General features: G+C 50.8%; 15 protein-coding genes. 7 read left to right on the top strand and 8 right to left on the bottom strand.

Translation table 11 applies throughout. From position 1 onward, the window contains the following. Positions 1–18 precede the first annotated feature (18 nt). Entirely contained in the window at positions 19–2,553 is a 2,535-nt protein-coding gene (locus ABJU74_RS15160) for an ABC transporter ATP-binding protein (RefSeq protein WP_348385324.1), read from the bottom strand. A 213-nt stretch (positions 2,554–2,766) separates the two neighbouring features. On the opposite strand from ABJU74_RS15160, the gene infA reads away from it, so the two are divergent. The 7 genes from infA (at position 2,767) to ABJU74_RS15125 (ending at position 8,400) form a co-directional block, all read left to right on the top strand. Beyond that, positions 2,767–2,985 carry a translation initiation factor IF-1 gene (infA, locus tag ABJU74_RS15155; RefSeq protein ID WP_108810762.1) on the top strand — a complete coding sequence of 73 codons (219 nt, stop codon included), beginning with the start codon at positions 2,767–2,769 and terminating at the stop codon, positions 2,983–2,985. Between the two features lie 111 nt (positions 2,986–3,096). Continuing rightward, the gene (locus tag ABJU74_RS15150; protein WP_348385325.1) at positions 3,097–3,678 is read left to right on the top strand and encodes a nucleoside triphosphate pyrophosphatase; all 582 of its coding nucleotides are present in this window, start codon (positions 3,097–3,099) and stop codon (positions 3,676–3,678) included. Further along, positions 3,668–4,675 carry a ribonuclease E/G gene (locus ABJU74_RS15145; protein ID WP_348385326.1) on the top strand — a complete coding sequence of 336 codons (1,008 nt, stop codon included), beginning with the start codon at positions 3,668–3,670 and terminating at the stop codon, positions 4,673–4,675. Before ABJU74_RS15150 ends, ABJU74_RS15145 begins: the two co-directional genes overlap by 11 nt. 51 nt (positions 4,676–4,726) lie before the next feature. Further along, positions 4,727–5,362, top strand: coding sequence for a maleylacetoacetate isomerase (maiA, locus tag ABJU74_RS15140; RefSeq protein WP_348385327.1), 636 nt, complete (start codon positions 4,727–4,729; stop codon positions 5,360–5,362). Further along, a complete protein-coding gene (locus tag ABJU74_RS15135; protein WP_348385328.1) occupies positions 5,359–5,769 on the top strand; it encodes a GFA family protein in 411 nt (136 codons plus the stop codon). Before maiA ends, ABJU74_RS15135 begins: the two co-directional genes overlap by 4 nt. Positions 5,770–5,772: 3 nt before the next feature. Further along, positions 5,773–7,947: a TonB-dependent receptor gene (locus tag ABJU74_RS15130; RefSeq protein WP_348385329.1), complete on the top strand. Its 2,175-nt coding sequence runs from the start codon at positions 5,773–5,775 to the stop codon at positions 7,945–7,947. A 9-nt stretch (positions 7,948–7,956) separates the two neighbouring features. Then, entirely contained in the window at positions 7,957–8,400 is a 444-nt protein-coding gene (locus ABJU74_RS15125) for a MarR family winged helix-turn-helix transcriptional regulator (protein WP_348385330.1), read from the top strand. A gap of 76 nt (positions 8,401–8,476) precedes the next feature. On the opposite strand, the gene ABJU74_RS15120 is transcribed toward ABJU74_RS15125, so the two are convergent. From ABJU74_RS15120 to ABJU74_RS15090, 7 genes are all read right to left on the bottom strand, one after another. Further along, positions 8,477–9,463 carry a type II secretion system F family protein gene (locus ABJU74_RS15120; protein ID WP_348385331.1) on the bottom strand — a complete coding sequence of 329 codons (987 nt, stop codon included), beginning with the start codon at positions 9,461–9,463 and terminating at the stop codon, positions 8,477–8,479. 17 nt (positions 9,464–9,480) lie between these two features. Further along, positions 9,481–10,452 carry a type II secretion system F family protein gene (locus tag ABJU74_RS15115; RefSeq protein ID WP_348385332.1) on the bottom strand — a complete coding sequence of 324 codons (972 nt, stop codon included), beginning with the start codon at positions 10,450–10,452 and terminating at the stop codon, positions 9,481–9,483. Positions 10,453–10,492: 40 nt separating this feature from the next. Then, positions 10,493–11,782 (bottom strand): pilus assembly protein CpaE, encoded by a 1,290-nt coding sequence (locus ABJU74_RS15110; RefSeq protein ID WP_348385333.1) that lies wholly within the window; start codon positions 11,780–11,782, stop codon positions 10,493–10,495. After that, positions 11,782–12,390, bottom strand: coding sequence for a CpaD family pilus assembly protein (locus ABJU74_RS15105; protein WP_348385334.1), 609 nt, complete (start codon positions 12,388–12,390; stop codon positions 11,782–11,784). The genes ABJU74_RS15110 and ABJU74_RS15105 overlap by 1 nt, the downstream gene beginning before the upstream one ends. Positions 12,391–12,411: 21 nt before the next feature. Continuing rightward, the gene (locus ABJU74_RS15100; protein WP_348385335.1) at positions 12,412–14,052 is read right to left on the bottom strand and encodes a type II and III secretion system protein family protein; all 1,641 of its coding nucleotides are present in this window, start codon (positions 14,050–14,052) and stop codon (positions 12,412–12,414) included. Beyond that, entirely contained in the window at positions 14,052–15,011 is a 960-nt protein-coding gene (gene cpaB / locus ABJU74_RS15095) for a Flp pilus assembly protein CpaB (protein ID WP_348385336.1), read from the bottom strand. Before cpaB ends, ABJU74_RS15100 begins: the two co-directional genes overlap by 1 nt. Positions 15,012–15,084: 73 nt before the next feature. After that, positions 15,085–15,558 (bottom strand): prepilin peptidase, encoded by a 474-nt coding sequence (locus ABJU74_RS15090; RefSeq protein ID WP_348385337.1) that lies wholly within the window; start codon positions 15,556–15,558, stop codon positions 15,085–15,087. Between the last annotated feature and the right edge of the window lie 2 nt (positions 15,559–15,560).

The raw sequence follows: 15,560 nt of genomic DNA, 5'->3' as shown, positions 1-15,560 counted from the left end.
GTACTGAGAAAGAGTTTCTCAAAATCTTTTGCGAAAACTAATTTCGATATAGCGGCCGACTGGATCAATAAATCCGGGCTGGTAACGCAATGGGACGAGCCCATTCGCATCGCGAACATCCTGGATATCATCGAACAGATTATCGATCCGAAGTGCAATGCGACTGCCTTTCAGAAATTTGAGCTTTTGCGTTAGTTTGCCGCGATTGTCGAGATTGACAAACGCCCTGAAATTGAGTGTCGTCAAATCGGAAAACCGCAAATCAGATCCGGTCAATCCTCCTGTGACCCGGGTAGCTGTTTCATGCTCGCCCCGAAATCGAAACCCGATTCCGTTGTTAAACCAGCCGCCAACCAGTTCGAATTTATGTCGCGGTTCGCCTCCATCTGATCCAATGGCTGAACCATTTAGCAAGTCGAGCTCTTCCACGTCTGGCCGGATAAGGATCCGTTCGTCTAGCCTTATGGTATGATAGGCCGACACACGCCAGCGTCCACCGCGTCCACCGCGTCCACGCCCGGCGCCGCGGCCACCGCGCGGTCTTGCGGCGCGCGCTGCGGATCGCTCCGTCCGTGCGGTTGCGTCTTGTGGCCTGTTCGTTCCATCTTGTGCCCGTTGGTCGGAAGGCAAAGAACGCGCTGTTCCACTGGGACGATTTGCGCCGCGTCCTCGATCTGCGCCCGAGGGACGGCCGCGACCCCGTCTTTGACCAAAGCGTTTGGAAAACTCCAAACCATAGCGCACAGATTTACTACGGACATTGCTGTAATTTACGGGCCGTCGATCAATAGCAAGCAGTTGGCCAGTGGAATCACGAGTAACCCGATCGGGAAAAGCCGCTTCTATTTCTTCGGTCAACAGCGGAAAGCTCGATGCCACATTCTGGCTGTTGTTGCGGTTATATTCTGCGAGCAAGGTCAAATTATCAAACCATTTGGGCCGGTAATTTGCAGCGAGTTTGATATCACGACGCGTTTCAGCAGGAAGGTCAAGGTTCCCGCCTGTGGTTATACTGGTCAAAACCGTACTGCCATTGCTAAAGTCGAACGTCGTCACATTGGGAGTAATGATTATCGGATTGCCCAATTGTTGAATGGTTGGCGCCGCTTCTTCGCCGATCGCGGAGGCGGTCAATGTAAGGCCGTCCAAAGGTTCCCAATTCAAACCGAAACCAAACTCGAGCAACCCGCCAAAGTCTGACAATTCGCTATAACCAATATTGCCATTTATCGACAATTTACCCAGGGCTTCCAAGACGTCGATATTCTCGTCGGCAAGGGGAATATCGATGTTAAGGCCTGCGTTGAAATCATCCCGTTGCAAATTACTCAATGTTGTTAGGCCGGCACTCTCTTCGCGGCTATCGAGATCTTGTCTGTTATAGCCTGCGCGTAATGTGGTGGTGACTGATCCTGACGGTAGGGTGAGGGCAGTGCCTGACAAAGTTGCGAGACTTTCCCAAGTACCACTTGTTGCCCGGGCTTGATTGGTGATCGGTGGCGCCAGCAAATTTCCAAAGTCCATCGCGAATGGGTCGGCCGCACCTGTATTAATGGCAGTCTGCACGGCGCCTATGCCCCCGCCATTGTCGGTCGATGTGGCTATTTTTTCGCGCACATAATCCGTCGACAATGCATAACGCCAGCTTGATAAGCGCCCATTCAACGCTGCACCGGCTTGAATTGTGTTGGTTTCAACCGTTCGGCCAAGCGGGCCAAATTGCGTAAAATAGCGGAACAACGGGTCAACGTCGCCGGGAACATCCAAATTTCCACTAGCGAAACCGAGTAAATCTCGCGATTTATCAAAAATATATCCGCCATTGAGCGATAGGGCAGACCCGTTTTCAAAGGTTCGGCTATAGGTGGCATTCCACTCCAAATTTTCCGAGGGTGCGTTCAACGTCCGAACTGCCCCAAGATTGACAGCATCACCTGCGCTATCTTGAATAATGTCACGTTCCGCTTCTGTGATCGCAGTCTTGTTCTGATATTCGACATTGATATTCAGTCGGCTATTTTTGCCGATGCGTGTGAGCGTGGATTCAAGCTCGGTTTGTCCTTGAGCGCCGCGGGTCGGGACGCCATATTCGGCTTCGGCGCTAAACCCTGTAAAATTGGCTTTCAGGATGAAATTAATAACCCGTTGATCCGGTCGAAAGCCATATTGTAACGCCAGCTCTTCAGGAAATATCTGGACATTTCTGATGGCTTCAGGTGGCAGGTCTCGGATTTCCCGAAAGCCGGATGTACGCTGGCCATTTATCAAGACAATTGGTCGACCCGAACCACGCCCACGATTGGAGCTGGTTTGAGAGGTTAGTTCACCCAAAAGATCGGCAACAGAAGACACGCCATAGCTGGCCACGTCGGCGGCTGATAGTTCGGCAATCGGAGGCACATCTGTAACGACCGATCCGCGTGGCCGTTCGGCTGTAACAACAATATCGTCATCGTTTGTACGATCGCCCGATTGGGCTTTGGCGGGCAAAGTGACCAGAGCGGAGCAGGCCAACAAACCGACCGAATAATAGGAAAAATGAGGAAGGATCATAAAATGGGTCTAGCAAATCCATTGGGGAGGAGGATGTCCATAAAATGCCGGTCTTGGTGCTGAGCGGCAACCAATTCTTTGTAATAATTTGTCGCAATGACAAATGCAGATTTGTCGAAAGATCAGCAAAACCTTCCCTTTTATCAAATTTGGGTTTATGGCGCAGCGCAGCAAATCGAAAAACCAACGAATCAACAGGATAAATATAGCCGGATGGCAAAAGAAGAATTACTAGAAATGAAGGGAATGATCCGCGAATTGCTCCCTAATGCAATGTTCCGGGTCGAATTGGAAAATGGCCATGAAGTTCTTGGTCATACGGCGGGGAAAATGCGCAAAAATCGCATTCGTGTCCTGGTCGGCGATGAAGTGCTCGTGGAACTGACGCCTTATGACCTTACAAAAGGGCGTATCACTTACCGGTTTAAATAAGCATATTTTTCCGGTTTCGTGTCTGTGGTTAATGAACATTCGGCACCGCCCAATCGGAAATAAGCGGCCTCGACCGACGCAGACCGAGCAAATTGGAGGCAGGCTTTATTTATGAAACTTGTCCTTGCCTCATCGAGCCCACGGCGCCTTGAATTGCTGGCTCGGCTCGGCGTGACCCCTGACCGTATTGTTGCACCAGATATTGATGAAACGCCGCTCAAGGCCGAGTTGCCGCGAGATTATGTATTGCGCATGGCGCAGCAAAAAGCCGCAGCAGTGCCCCGTGCGGGCGATGAGTTACTTATTGCTGGCGATACTATTGTTGCTGTGGGTAGACAAATTTTGGGGAAAGCCAACAATGAACAGGAGCAACGCGAGTTTCTCCAGCTCATGGGAGGACGTCGCCATCATACAATGTCCGCCATTTGTGTCATCGCACCAGATGGAACAGTGCGGACCAAGCTTTCCGATAGCGTAATCAAGTTTAAGCGGTTCGAGAATAGTGAAATCGAACAATATGTGCGGTCCGGAGAAGGGCAAGGCAAAGCTGGAGGCTATGCAATTCAAGGACTGGCCGAAGCGTTTATCCTCTCGATTAGCGGCAGCTATAGCGGCATTATGGGTTTGCCGCTCTACGAAACCCGGAATTTGCTGATTAGCTCAGGCTATCCCTTGTTAAAAAATGCAATCTGACGTTTTCACTGGCTGGCTTTACGAGGCCGGAATCGGCGAAAATCGTGCTGCGCATGTCGTCTCAGGACAATTGATGGCGGTGCGCGTGGAGCGAGAGCAGTCTCGCGCTATTGCTGGATCCATAATCGATGCATGTTTTACGGAACAATGGGTTGCCGGACGGTCGGGCATCGCGACGCTGACCAGCGGCGAGCAGTGCTTGTTGCAACCGGTTCCGAAAGGCTTGACCGAAGGCGCGATGCTGCGGGTAGAAATAACCCGCGCGGCATGGGATGAACCGGGTGGACAGTCGAAGCGCGCGAAAGCCAAGGCTGCGCCTGATGGAACGCTGTTGTCACCCGGCCCTCAACTATTGGATATTATTCAAGCAACAGGGGATACTGTCCGCCCAATTCACGCTCAAGAAGTAGATCATTTGTCGCAGTTGGGTTGGCATGAGGCCATGGAGCAAGCAGAAAGCGGCCGCATTGATTTTTCAGGCGGAACTCTGCTTTTGTCTGTAACACCCGCGATGACGGTAATCGATGTCGATGGTTCGCTTGCTCCTTTTGCATTGGCGAAAGAGGCGGCTAAACAAGTCGCAGAGGCGTTAAGATATTTTGATATTGGCGGATCGATTGGTGTGGACTTTCCTAGCTTGCAATCGAAAGCCGAACGGACCGAGATTTGTCAAATATTTGATGACCATATGTTTGGAAATTGTGAGCGGACCGCAATTAATGGGTTTGGCTTCATGCAAATTGTGGCCCGTAAAAAAAGATCATCAATACTTGAAATCATGCAAAGGAATAAGGTTCTAAACGCCGCGTTGGCATTGTTACGGCAAGCCGAACGATCTTCGGGAAGCGGACCATTGCAACTGGTTGTGCATCCCGCGATAGCCGCCTCGTTCCGCCAAAAATCAGAATGGCTAGACATATTGTCACAGCGCACGGGCCGCCAAGTTTCCGTTCAATCCGCAGGTGAGGTTGGTCTCCATTCTGGCCAAATCAAGTAAGCCTATCCTCGACGCTTGCATTTTAACGACCGGCTCTGCACAAGCCACTATATGACCGATATTATCCTTTATGACTATTGGCGCAGTTCTGCCAGCTACCGCGTTCGAATTGCGCTCAATCTCAAGGGTATAGCCTACCAGGCTGTATCAACGAATTTGCTCGATAACAGTACCAAAGAATCTGACTATGTGGCACGTAATCCGCAGGGATTCATCCCGATGCTGCATATTGATGGGGAGGATTTAACCCAATCGCTGGCGATTATCGACTATCTCGATGCAACCCATCCCGAACCGCCAATGGTATCGAGCGATCCCTTGGCACGAAGCCGAACATTGGCGCAGGCTTTGATTGTCGCAGCGGATATTCATCCGGTGAACAATCTTCGGATCATGAAATATCTCAAGCACGAAATGGGACAGGATCAGGACGCGATTAACGTCTGGTATCGCAATTGGGTCAGCGAAGGATTTAAGGCGCTGGAAGCGATGGCGCCGGATGCTGGTTTTTTTGGTGGTGATGCTCCCAATCTTGCCGATGTTTGTCTAGTCCCGCAGATGTACAATGGCCGCCGGTTTGAAACCGATCTGACGGCTTTCCCCAAGCTCGTGCGAATTGATGCAGCGTGCAATGAGATGGCGGCGTTTCAGAAAGCGGCTCCGGAAGCGGTGAAGGAGCTTTCATGAGAGTGGAAGGTGGCTGTTATTGCGGCGCAATACGATACGAGGCTGAAGGCGAACCGATGATGAAGGCGGAATGTTTCTGCCGCGAGTGTCAATATATCACCGGTGGAAGCAATGTCTTGGCCATGGCCATGCCGATAGAAGGATTCGCGTTAACCAAAGGCACGGTAAAAGGCTTTGCCCGTGATGATATCGAGCATGCCGTGACCCGTGAGTTTTGCGGAAATTGCGGTACGCATCTTTTCACTCGCGCGCCGGGATTTGCGCACGGCGTTATCATTAAAGTGGGGTCATTGGATGATCCGAGCGTTTTTGGTAAAGCCGAAAGCGCCAATTATGTCTGCGATGCACAGCCGTTTCACCGTCTGCCAGCTGACATGCCCTTAAATCAAAAATGGATGCACAGTTAGATCATGAAAAAGTCAATTTTTGCGTTGCCGCTTTTGGCGCCGGTTTGTCTCGTCAGCAGTCCAGCTTGGGGACAGACAGAACCGGTAGAGAGCAATTGTGACCGGTTTAACTCGGAAAGCAACTGCGTTCACGAAGCGAATGGAAGTAACAGTTTAAAAACCGGACCTGCGCCGATATCGGTAATTGATGTCATTGCCAACGCCTTGCCGCAACCCATTAGCGATCGCGCCTACAGCGTCGAATTTCCCGATCTGGAAGACCATGTTCGTGTTGAAAATGCCTTGCGATCAATCCCCGGTATCCAGCAGTTTCGGCGATCCGATGCGCGTTCAGCCAATCCGACCAGTCAAGGAATTACAATTCGCGGGCTTGGTGGCAACGCTTCTTCTCGTGCCGTCCTTTCACTTGATGGCGTTCCGCAAGCCGATCCTTTTGGCGGTTGGGTCGCTTGGCCGGGCTATGAGGCGCTCGCCCTGGACTTTGCAAAAGTAACCCGAGGCGGCGGTAGCGGAACGGAAGGATCCGGAGCGATTGCCGGAACGGTTGAATTGTTCAGTAAAGAAGTTGGCAATTTGATCGATGCCGGTATCGCCTATGGTAGCCGCAATAGCGTGGAAGCAGATGTCCTATTCGGCCGAGAATTGGGTCAAGGGCAGCTTACTATTTCCGTCAACTATGCCCGCGGTGACGGCTTTATTCCGATCATCGAAAGCCAGCGCGGAGACGTCGATCGCCAAGCAGAATATGAGCAAGCCGGGCTTGCGGTTCGCTTTGCTGCGCCGCTAACCGATACGATCGAACTTCAGACGAATATACGAGCATTTACCGATGACCGAGAACGCGGCTTTGCGTTCAGCGAAAATCACAATGACGGAGCGGATGCTAGTATCCGGTTGGTCAATAGATCGGATGACGGTTGGCAATGGTCCGCTTTGGGTTATGTCCAAATCCGTAACTTTGATGTTAGCTTCGGCGGTGTGGCTGCTGATCGGAACAGTGTGAACCGGGTTTTCGAACAGTTTAACGTGCCATCTACAGGATTGGGAGCCCGCCTTGAGCTGCGGCCACCAGTTGGAGAAAATGTCGAGCTGCGATTTGGTGGAGATTGGCGCCGAACTGAAGGCGAGACGAATGAAAATTTCTTTTTCCTCGACAATGATACACCGCGCCGCAGTCGCAATGCCGGAGGATCCACGGCGACTTATGGAGCGTTTATAGAAGCGAGCATTGAAGCGAGTGATGCACTGACCTTAACGGGTGGAGGCCGGATTGATTTTTGGACGATAAATGACGGCTTTCGAAAAGAAATTGAACTGATCAACCCGTTTCCAGGCTCCATCCGCACCGATGCCCAATTTGCCAATCGCGACGGAACCGAATTTACCGCGCGAGGTGGCTTTGCCTTTGATGCGGCGGATGAATTCATATTGCGTGGTGCCGCATATCTAGGTTGGCGACTGCCAACGCTGAACGAGCTATTTCGTCCGTTTCGAGTTGGCCCTGATGCAACTGCTGCCAATGAGCTGCTTGAGCCAGAGCGAGTCAAAGGCGTCGAGTTGGGCGCAGATTGGTTCAGTGATTTTGTCTCCATTGGCGTTACCGCTTTTTATAATCAACTGGATAACGCCGTGGCCAATGTGACGTTGGACGCGGGGCCGGGTTTGTTCCCTGGTGTCGGTTTTGTATCCGGTGCAGGTGTTTTTCGGCAGCGGCAAAATCTTGATGCCATTGAATCCAAAGGCATTGAAATTAGCAGTTCCTTTGATCTGAAAAATATCGCGCCCAATCTCGTTGCTCGCGCCGCCTATAGCTACATTGATGCTGAGGTTGACGCATCGGGGGATGCGACGGCCGTCAATGGCCTGCGGCCGGCGCAGATTCCGCGTCATAATGCATCAGCCAGTCTGGTTTGGGAGCGGGAAAATGGTAGCGGTGCATCTATATCCCTGCGATATATCGGCAATCAATTTGAAGATGATCAAAACACACGCCGTTTGGACGATGCTTTCACCGTCGATGGCAGACTTGCTTTTGCAGTAAATGAACAGCTGTTGGTCGAAGGGCGGGTTGAAAATCTCTTTAATGCAGATGTAGAGACCACAATTAGTAGTAGCAATATTATCGAACGATCCTTTGCTAGGACATTTTGGATTGGACTTCGTACCAAAATTGAATAAATATTACGTATGAGCACTAAACTAGAAGATTTTATACCTTATCAGCTGTCTACGGCTTCCAATGCCGTTAGCGACTTGATTTCTAATGAATATAAAAGCCGTTTTGGCCTGAAAATTCCGGAATGGCGAGTCATGGCAGTTTTAGGCAGCCGAGGTGCGATGACACAAAGGCAATTGGTCGAAGCAACTTTGATGGACAAAGTCACCGTCAATCGGGCTGTTAAAACTTTGGTGGACCGGCAATTGCTAGGGCGAAGCCCCAATAGTGCCGATGGTCGCTCTCATCATTTGATCCTCAGCGAGACAGGGCGGGGTCTCTATGATCAGATCATGCCGGCAGCGGAAGTGATAGAAAAGAAAATCATGACTGTTTTGAGCGCTGAGGATCGCGAAAAACTGTCCGGCATGCTTGCGAAAATTAAGCAATCGGCGGATAATATCGCTGCCGACTAATCAGCCAATCAACAAACTTTCCAAAAAAAGAGCGGCCGATAAAGCCGCTCTTTGTGTTTTGACATGAGGATGTTCGTTATAACATTGTATCCGAGATCGAACAGGCGGCTGGGCCCAAAATCACGATAAACAAAGTTGGCAGAATGAACAAAATCAATGGAATAGTCATAATGGCCGGGAGTCGAGCCGCTTTTTCTTCGGCGCGCATCATTCGGTCATTACGGAATTCCGCAGACAGAACCCGCAATGCCGATGCCAAGGGCGTACCATATTTTTCGGTTTGAATCATGGTGGTCACCACACCTTTGACATGCTCTAACGCAACGCGATAAGCCAGATTTTCAAAGGCTTGCCGGCGTTCCGTCAAAAAGCCCAGTTCAATCGATGTCAAAGAAAATTCATCGGCCAGTTCGGGATAGGCATCACCCAATTCTTTGGCGACACGGGCAAAAGCCGAATCAACCGTCAAACCAGCCTCGGCGCAGATAACCAGCAAGTCGATAGCGTCAGGCAAACCTTTTCGGATCAAGTCGGTCCGTTTGGCGATAATATTGTTCAGATAAACATCGGCACCTTTATAGCCAGCGATAACTGATGCTGCAAAAGCACCAAATTTCTTAATCGGCGTCCAGTCCGGCATGTAGTCGAAACCATAAAGCGCAAGCGCTGAAGCGCCGCCAAAAACGATCGGCAGAACGAGGCGGCTAAAGATGACTGCATAAGCCAAATCTTTCGACCGAATGCCGGCTTGCGCCAATTTCTGCTGCGATTCTTTTAACTGATCATCCTGCAAAACTTTCAAGGACGACAAAAAGCCGCGCATACGGTCTGTTGTGTCATTTTGCTGAATAAGCTTAGCGCGTTTCTTGGTGGTAGACGCCGTAATACCCGCCTTCAGCTGTTCCCGGCGTTCATTAAGCGATTTGACTCGTTTGGCCATGGGGTCGCGGACCGTCACCGCGGCATAGATTGCAAAGACTACGGCCAGTGTTGCAACGGCAGCCAGAATGGTTGCCACCCAGAGGACGTCTATTCCCAGTAAAGTTGGACCACTATCGGGCATTGCCTTACACCTTCCTCTTAGATTTCAAAGTTGACCATTTTGGCCATGATGAACACACCAATGCTCATCCAGGTCAGACCGCCCAATCCCGCAATGATCAGACGTTCTTCATGAAAGAAGCCTGCGAGATAAGATGGGTTTACCGACCAAACCAACGCGAAAACAATGAAGGGCAACGAACCCACAATATACGCTGACGCTTTTGATTCCGACGACATGGCCTTGATTTTCAGTTTCATTTGGCCGCGTTTGCGGAGAACATCTGCCAAGTTGGCGAGCGTCTCTGCCAAGTTACCGCCGGTTTCGCGTTGGATCGCCAATGTGATACAGAAGAATTTAAATTCGGGCGTATCAAGACGTTTTGCGCTTTCGCCCAAGGCATCTTCCATGGTCCGCCCAATTTTGATCCGGTCGACCACTTTAGCAAATTCTTCGCCAACTGGTCCGTCAATTTCCTTGGATACAACACCGATGGTTTCGGTAACTGGAAGACCAGAACGCAAACCCCGAACGAGCAATTCAATGGCGTCAGGAAAGGCAGCGGTAAATTTGTTGACCCGCATGCCGATAAGCACGCTAACGACCATATGGGGCAAACCAAAGCCGATGGCGAGACCGCCAAACAAGCATAAAAGCATCGGTGCACCCTGGAAAAACAAGCCAGCGGCAACCACCGTGGCCAGACCACCACAAGCGTAGAAAAACTGGGAAATCGTCCATTCCCGTCCTGTACGATCCAAGCGAATGGCCAGCGTATCCATTTTGGACTGGGTTTCGCCGGTTGGCCGATGGTTTTTCCGACGGGCACTGACCGCCTTTTTCATCTGTGCTTCCATTTTGGAATCGGCACTATCCGAATGGCGGAATCTTACTTTGTCCAACCGTTTTGCTTTGGCCGCTGCCTCGGAAGGTCCGGAAAAAGCAAAGATAATGAGCACCAAGAAGGTCAGTAATCCTCCACCGAGCATGGCTATCTGCATCATGTCCATAGCGTGCGTCCTTGCATGTTAGAAAGAAGCGGTTGAGCCATCATGATTTTGATGGCTCACCTTCTTTCTTTTTCTTCGATGACAGCAGCGATTTCATTCCGCCGAACTTGTCCATCAAAGATTTTTTGCCGCCCTCATCGCCGTCTTCTTCATCCGCTTCCACGGCACCGAGAATATGTTCAGCCAAAGCGACAATCTTGTTGGTCGCCTTGCTTGATTTGCCAGCTTCGACAAATGCCTGACCCAATTTGGCGGCGTGAGCTGCCGTTTTCGGATCGGAAGGAATTAAGATGTCGATCGGACGTTCAATCGAATTTTCAAAATCCTGTCTGGAAATTTCCAAACCACCCGATTGAACTTTGTTGGCAACGACAATCACTTTGCTTTGTGCAGCATGGGACTTGAGCCACGACAGCAGACGAATTGCATCGCGTGCTGAAGCCAAGGTCAATTCAGTGACAATCACTGTGGCATTAACATCGCCCAGAAGATGCGGATAGCTAATCAGCATTTCGCGCGGCAAATCAATTACCGTGCATTCAAATGCTGCTCGGAACTCTTCCTGTAGTTGGAAAAATGCCGTGCCGTCAGTCATCATAGGTGAATTGATTGGAGCTTCGGCGGACAAGAGCGATAGTTTCTCGTTCGCCTTGATCATCGCCCGCTCGATAAACAATCCGTCAATCCGACTTGGGTTATCAATAGCGTCGGTCAAACCGCGCCCAGGCTCAAGATCCAGCGTCAAAGCGCCGGTTCCAAAATGAACATCCAGATCCAAAAGGGCCGTCAAACGTTCTTTTTCATTACTCAGCAACCATGCCAAGGATGTGGCCACTGTCGATGCACCAACACCACCGCGCGTGCCGATAACCGCTGTTGAAACATGCGGTTTTTCGCTGGCTTGATCCTCCGCTTTCGGAGCATTTAATACAGCCTGAGCTTGCGCAAGAACATCGCGCAATTGTTCGGGACTAAACGGTTTGAGCAAATAGTCTTGCAAGCCGCTGACTATCAGATCGCGGTACAAGCGCACATCGTTCACTTGGCCCATGGCAATCACAACCGTCCCGGGTTCGCAGACTTCCGCAAGCGAATTAATATCAGCCAGAGGATCGCCCGATTCAGACAGATCGACCATCAGAATATTGGGGCTTGCTGCCACAGACAGGGATTGCACTGCATTTCGCAGGCCACCCTTGTGGCATTTATCTGTCGGCCAACCCATTTCTTCCACAACGGGACGCAACAAATCGAGCGTGTCATCATCGCAGACAAAGGCCGAGAATGGATCACGTCCGTTTACGGCGCTAGGTTTCCAAGGAGCGTTCATTATAGGCCTCCAGCTTGTTTAGCTTTATCACGATAAGCGCGGATGGCTTTTGATGCTTCCGCTTGATCTTCTCCGTCGCGAGCTTGACCACGAACCAGATCTTCCGGGTCCGCAATCATCGCCGCCATGGTACTGTTTACACCGCAACCGTAGTTTTCACTGGTACGGGCTTGAAAGTCTGTATGGCTCCGATTGCTCCAATCAGGGCAACCAGGAACAGCCGCCGTGGAACGAGAGACAACAACGCGCATGCTTCCGCTGGGAACATTGCCTTTGGTGACCGGAGCAATCTCGCTGATCAACAATCCCTTTTGAGCGGCTAAAGCTTCAACGGCACCGCGTGCTGAGGCACCCGCGCTAAAGCTAGGATCGTCAATCGCGATACGATCGCCATATCCGATGTTCAAAGCGTCGAACCATCCGGCAAGACGCCGCAATTCACCGCTGGGCAGAGATCCTGATCCCGCTGTATTCACATCCAGCACAAAATGGGATCGTGTAACAACTGGTTGCCGTTCGCTGTTTACGGAACGATTAGCTGAGGTGGCACCACATGCCGAGACAGACAGTCCGAGAGCGGTTACAAGTGCTATAGAAACAAAACGCATGATGTTTTCTCCTGAAACGGACTATTTGTCGAAGCTGAATCCGGGGGCGGCGCCGCCAGATTTCTTAGTTTTCTTGGCAGATTTATTTTTGACCGGAGCCGACAAGCTGCCGAGGGCAGGGCCAGAGGCTACCGGCGGTGCAACCGATGGTTTCGGGCGATCGCCCGTACCATTGGAACTATGCCGGTTCATAATGACCCGCTCAAAATCATTGGCTTGTTTGAAGCCGTCGGTTGGCAGGACGATATCACTGTCATTGACCGGTTTCACCAGATATGGCGTGACCACGATCATCAGTTCGGTTTCGTTCTTCCGGTAACCATCTGATTTGAACAGATTGCCGAGGATTGGGACGTCGGCCAGACCGGGGGTTTTGTCGATGCTCGAATTATATGTATTCTGCATCAAACCTGCGATCATGAAGCTTTCACCGGATCCGAGTTCGACGGTTGTTTCCGCTTCACGAGTTGTAATGGCCGGAATTTCGAAGCCGTTGAGCTGGACCGCACCATTGGATGAGATTTCCGATACGCTTGGTTTGACGCGGATCGAAATACGACCATTGGACAATACGGTAGGCGTATAAGACAAGCTCACACCAAATTCTTGATAGGTGACGCTAATCTCGCCGAGGCCCGTAGAAACGGGTATCGGGAAACGTCCACCGGCCAAGAAGTTAGCGGTTTCGCCTGAAATTGTCGTCAAGTTTGGCGACGCCAGCGTTGTGGCCAAGCCAATACGTTCTGACACATCAAGCGCGGTTGAAATATCGAGACCGAACAGGCGACCTGCTGCGGTAATCGAATCCAGTCCACTGGCTTGGGTAAAGTTAAACGCTGTCCCACCCTGAGTAACAAATTGTCCGGTTGCCGTGTTGAAGGGGAGAGACAATGAGCCGGCTGGTAGTCCAAATAAATTGGAAGCATCCAAAGTTGGGAAGCCAGATGTATCAAAATCCGTGATCGACCCAAAATTTCGACCGCGAGTGACACCGAACAGGAAGCCACCTGTATTGTCACGGGTCAAAATATTACCGTTCATATTTTTGGTGAGCGACCGGCTGACCTCGGCAAACCGAACCCGAAGGTTTACTTGCAGCGGCGTCGCTGTTTTCAATCGGCTGACAACCCGAGTGGCATTGCCAACATAGGCTTGCACAAGATTTTCTGCTTCTTCTGCATCGTCGGGATCTGCAATCGTTCCAGTCAACAAGACAAAGTTATTGGTTGTTGAAACCGCGATGTTAGCATCCGGCATGGCCAGACCCAGCATTTGATCGATCGATGAAATTTCAGCACCAACCGATACTTCTGCTGAATAGACAACTTTACCAGAACGGCTAGTTGCATAAAAACTGGTTTGGCCGCCAGATTTCCCGAAGATATAAACCTGACGCGGAGACCGTACTTGCACGTCGGCAATATTGTCGTCAGCGATGAAGATATCTTCAATTGGTGCGGGCAGCGTAATCAGTTTGCCGCGACCAACCGCAACCGATACACGCGATTGTGGCTTTGAAATCTTGGCTGATTGCGCCTGGAGTGGCGCTGTACCATTTGCGGTGATGGCGAGGGCCATAACGGCAGCAATCGCTGTCCCCATGGTCTTCTTCATTGATGTCTTGTTCATCACTCTATCCTGTTTTGCATTTTGCGTGGACATTATTTGTCTCCGAACTGTACGTCCCGGACGGTGTTACCGCGCGCCACTCGGACTTTGGGACCTTCGGGAATTTCGGCTTTTGCAAGCGGCGGAGGCGTACGGGCTTCAAAGCGCGACACTTCACCACCGGTTGAATAGGTTGATTTTTTGGAATTGGGTCGAGCTGCCAGCGACTTCAGCATGGCTGCTTCTTCTGCCGGATCATCGGTTTTTGGTAATTTAATCTCACCAGAAGCAATGGCTTCTTCCAATTCGGCAGTGCTATCCGCCAATGACCGCAGAGAGAGGCTCAGCGTGCCCAGAGTTTGGGCGACGGCAATTTTCTCTGCAATTTTTGGAGTAGCTTCCAATGTGACCAGCTTTGCTTTTTTGGCAACAGCTTGACCTGCTTCGTTTTTGGTTTGGGTGACGCGGTTATCGGTAGCCAAAACCCGAACATTACGAATAACGGTCTCGGAAACTTTTAGTTCTGGGCCATCACCTTTCACCGTTTGCGTCAGCATCAAGTCAATGCGATCGCCCGGGAATACGAAACCAGCGACACCAGTTAATCCCGATACAGGAATGGTTACGGCGCGCATGCCAGGGCCAAGCGCTGCGGCGAGGAATCCGCGATCACCAGGGCTAACAATAGCGCCTTTGGTTAGCGGTTGGCCGGCCGTGATCGCGTTGCGAACGACTGTACCATTTAAAGACTCTATGTCCGTGCCTTCTTTTTGGAAATAGGCTTCTTCAACCAAATCTTCCGGCCAAGGCTGGAAGCTAAAGGCTTCCGGCGTAATGATCGTCCCAACGGGCAAAGCACGCGACGCAACGAGAACTTCTTCTCCAAGCGTTTCGACTTTCTTCGCTTCTACTTGAGGTGCAGCAGCACCGGTGAACATGCTTCTAGCAAGCAAAGCTGTGACAGCCGCCACAACCAATGCACCGATAAGCAAAATAAGTTTCTTCTTGTCCATGACGTCTTACGCCTCCTGAATGCCCCACCGGAATCGATCACCCTGAATGATCCGTTGGCGGTAATTTTCTCTTTCAAGTAAAATGGTTAAAATATCGTTCGTAAATTATCCAAAGCCCCGAAAATGATATGGCCACACCATATGGAACCTTTACTGGACCCTCAGTTTTTTGGATTTTCTTAGCCGTTATCATTAACAGCGTGAGCAAACCGCCAGCGATTGACATGATCACCAGCATCTCGATTAATGTGAACCAATGGAGCCACAAAGCTATGGCTGTAAGCAGTTTTACGTCACCGCCACCCATCATACCCAGAGCAAATAAGCCGGCAAATATGGTAAATATCAGCGTAGCAATGCCAATCTGCCAAACCATATCTGGCCAAAATGTCATGTCGCTGGCTATCCAAAATACCGGTGCGCCAAGCGCAATCGCCAGATTCAGTTTATTCGATATGATTCGACTCTTGAGATCGGTAATCGCCGCTACGATTAGCGCAATTGCCAAGCCGCCCCAGAGCAAGTAGATAAGTTGTTCCGCGTTCATGG

It is taken from the genome of Parasphingorhabdus sp., from assembly GCF_039982415.1.
Lineage (GTDB): Bacteria > Pseudomonadota > Alphaproteobacteria > Sphingomonadales > Sphingomonadaceae > Parasphingorhabdus.
This window is presented reverse-complemented; position numbering and strand designations above follow the sequence as displayed.

Excerpts from the sequence above, each read along its gene's own strand:
- ABJU74_RS15100 (WP_348385335.1), bottom strand. The coding sequence starts at position 14,052 with ATGTCCACGCAAAATGCAAAACAGGATAGAGTGATGAACAAGACATCA.
- ABJU74_RS15145 (WP_348385326.1), top strand. The coding sequence starts at position 3,668 with ATGCAATCTGACGTTTTCACTGGCTGGCTTTACGAGGCCGGAATCGGC.
- ABJU74_RS15120 (WP_348385331.1), bottom strand. The coding sequence starts at position 9,463 with ATGCCCGATAGTGGTCCAACTTTACTGGGAATAGACGTCCTCTGGGTG.
- ABJU74_RS15135 (WP_348385328.1), top strand. The coding sequence starts at position 5,359 with ATGAGAGTGGAAGGTGGCTGTTATTGCGGCGCAATACGATACGAGGCT.
- ABJU74_RS15150 (WP_348385325.1), top strand. The coding sequence starts at position 3,097 with ATGAAACTTGTCCTTGCCTCATCGAGCCCACGGCGCCTTGAATTGCTG.
- ABJU74_RS15105 (WP_348385334.1), bottom strand. The coding sequence starts at position 12,390 with ATGCGTTTTGTTTCTATAGCACTTGTAACCGCTCTCGGACTGTCTGTC.
- infA (WP_108810762.1), top strand. The coding sequence starts at position 2,767 with ATGGCAAAAGAAGAATTACTAGAAATGAAGGGAATGATCCGCGAATTG.
- ABJU74_RS15115 (WP_348385332.1), bottom strand. The coding sequence starts at position 10,452 with ATGGACATGATGCAGATAGCCATGCTCGGTGGAGGATTACTGACCTTC.
- ABJU74_RS15090 (WP_348385337.1), bottom strand. The coding sequence starts at position 15,558 with ATGAACGCGGAACAACTTATCTACTTGCTCTGGGGCGGCTTGGCAATT.
- cpaB (WP_348385336.1), bottom strand. The coding sequence starts at position 15,011 with ATGGACAAGAAGAAACTTATTTTGCTTATCGGTGCATTGGTTGTGGCG.
- ABJU74_RS15160 (WP_348385324.1), bottom strand. The coding sequence starts at position 2,553 with ATGATCCTTCCTCATTTTTCCTATTATTCGGTCGGTTTGTTGGCCTGC.
- ABJU74_RS15130 (WP_348385329.1), top strand. The coding sequence starts at position 5,773 with ATGAAAAAGTCAATTTTTGCGTTGCCGCTTTTGGCGCCGGTTTGTCTC.
- ABJU74_RS15125 (WP_348385330.1), top strand. The coding sequence starts at position 7,957 with ATGAGCACTAAACTAGAAGATTTTATACCTTATCAGCTGTCTACGGCT.
- ABJU74_RS15110 (WP_348385333.1), bottom strand. The coding sequence starts at position 11,782 with ATGAACGCTCCTTGGAAACCTAGCGCCGTAAACGGACGTGATCCATTC.
- maiA (WP_348385327.1), top strand. The coding sequence starts at position 4,727 with ATGACCGATATTATCCTTTATGACTATTGGCGCAGTTCTGCCAGCTAC.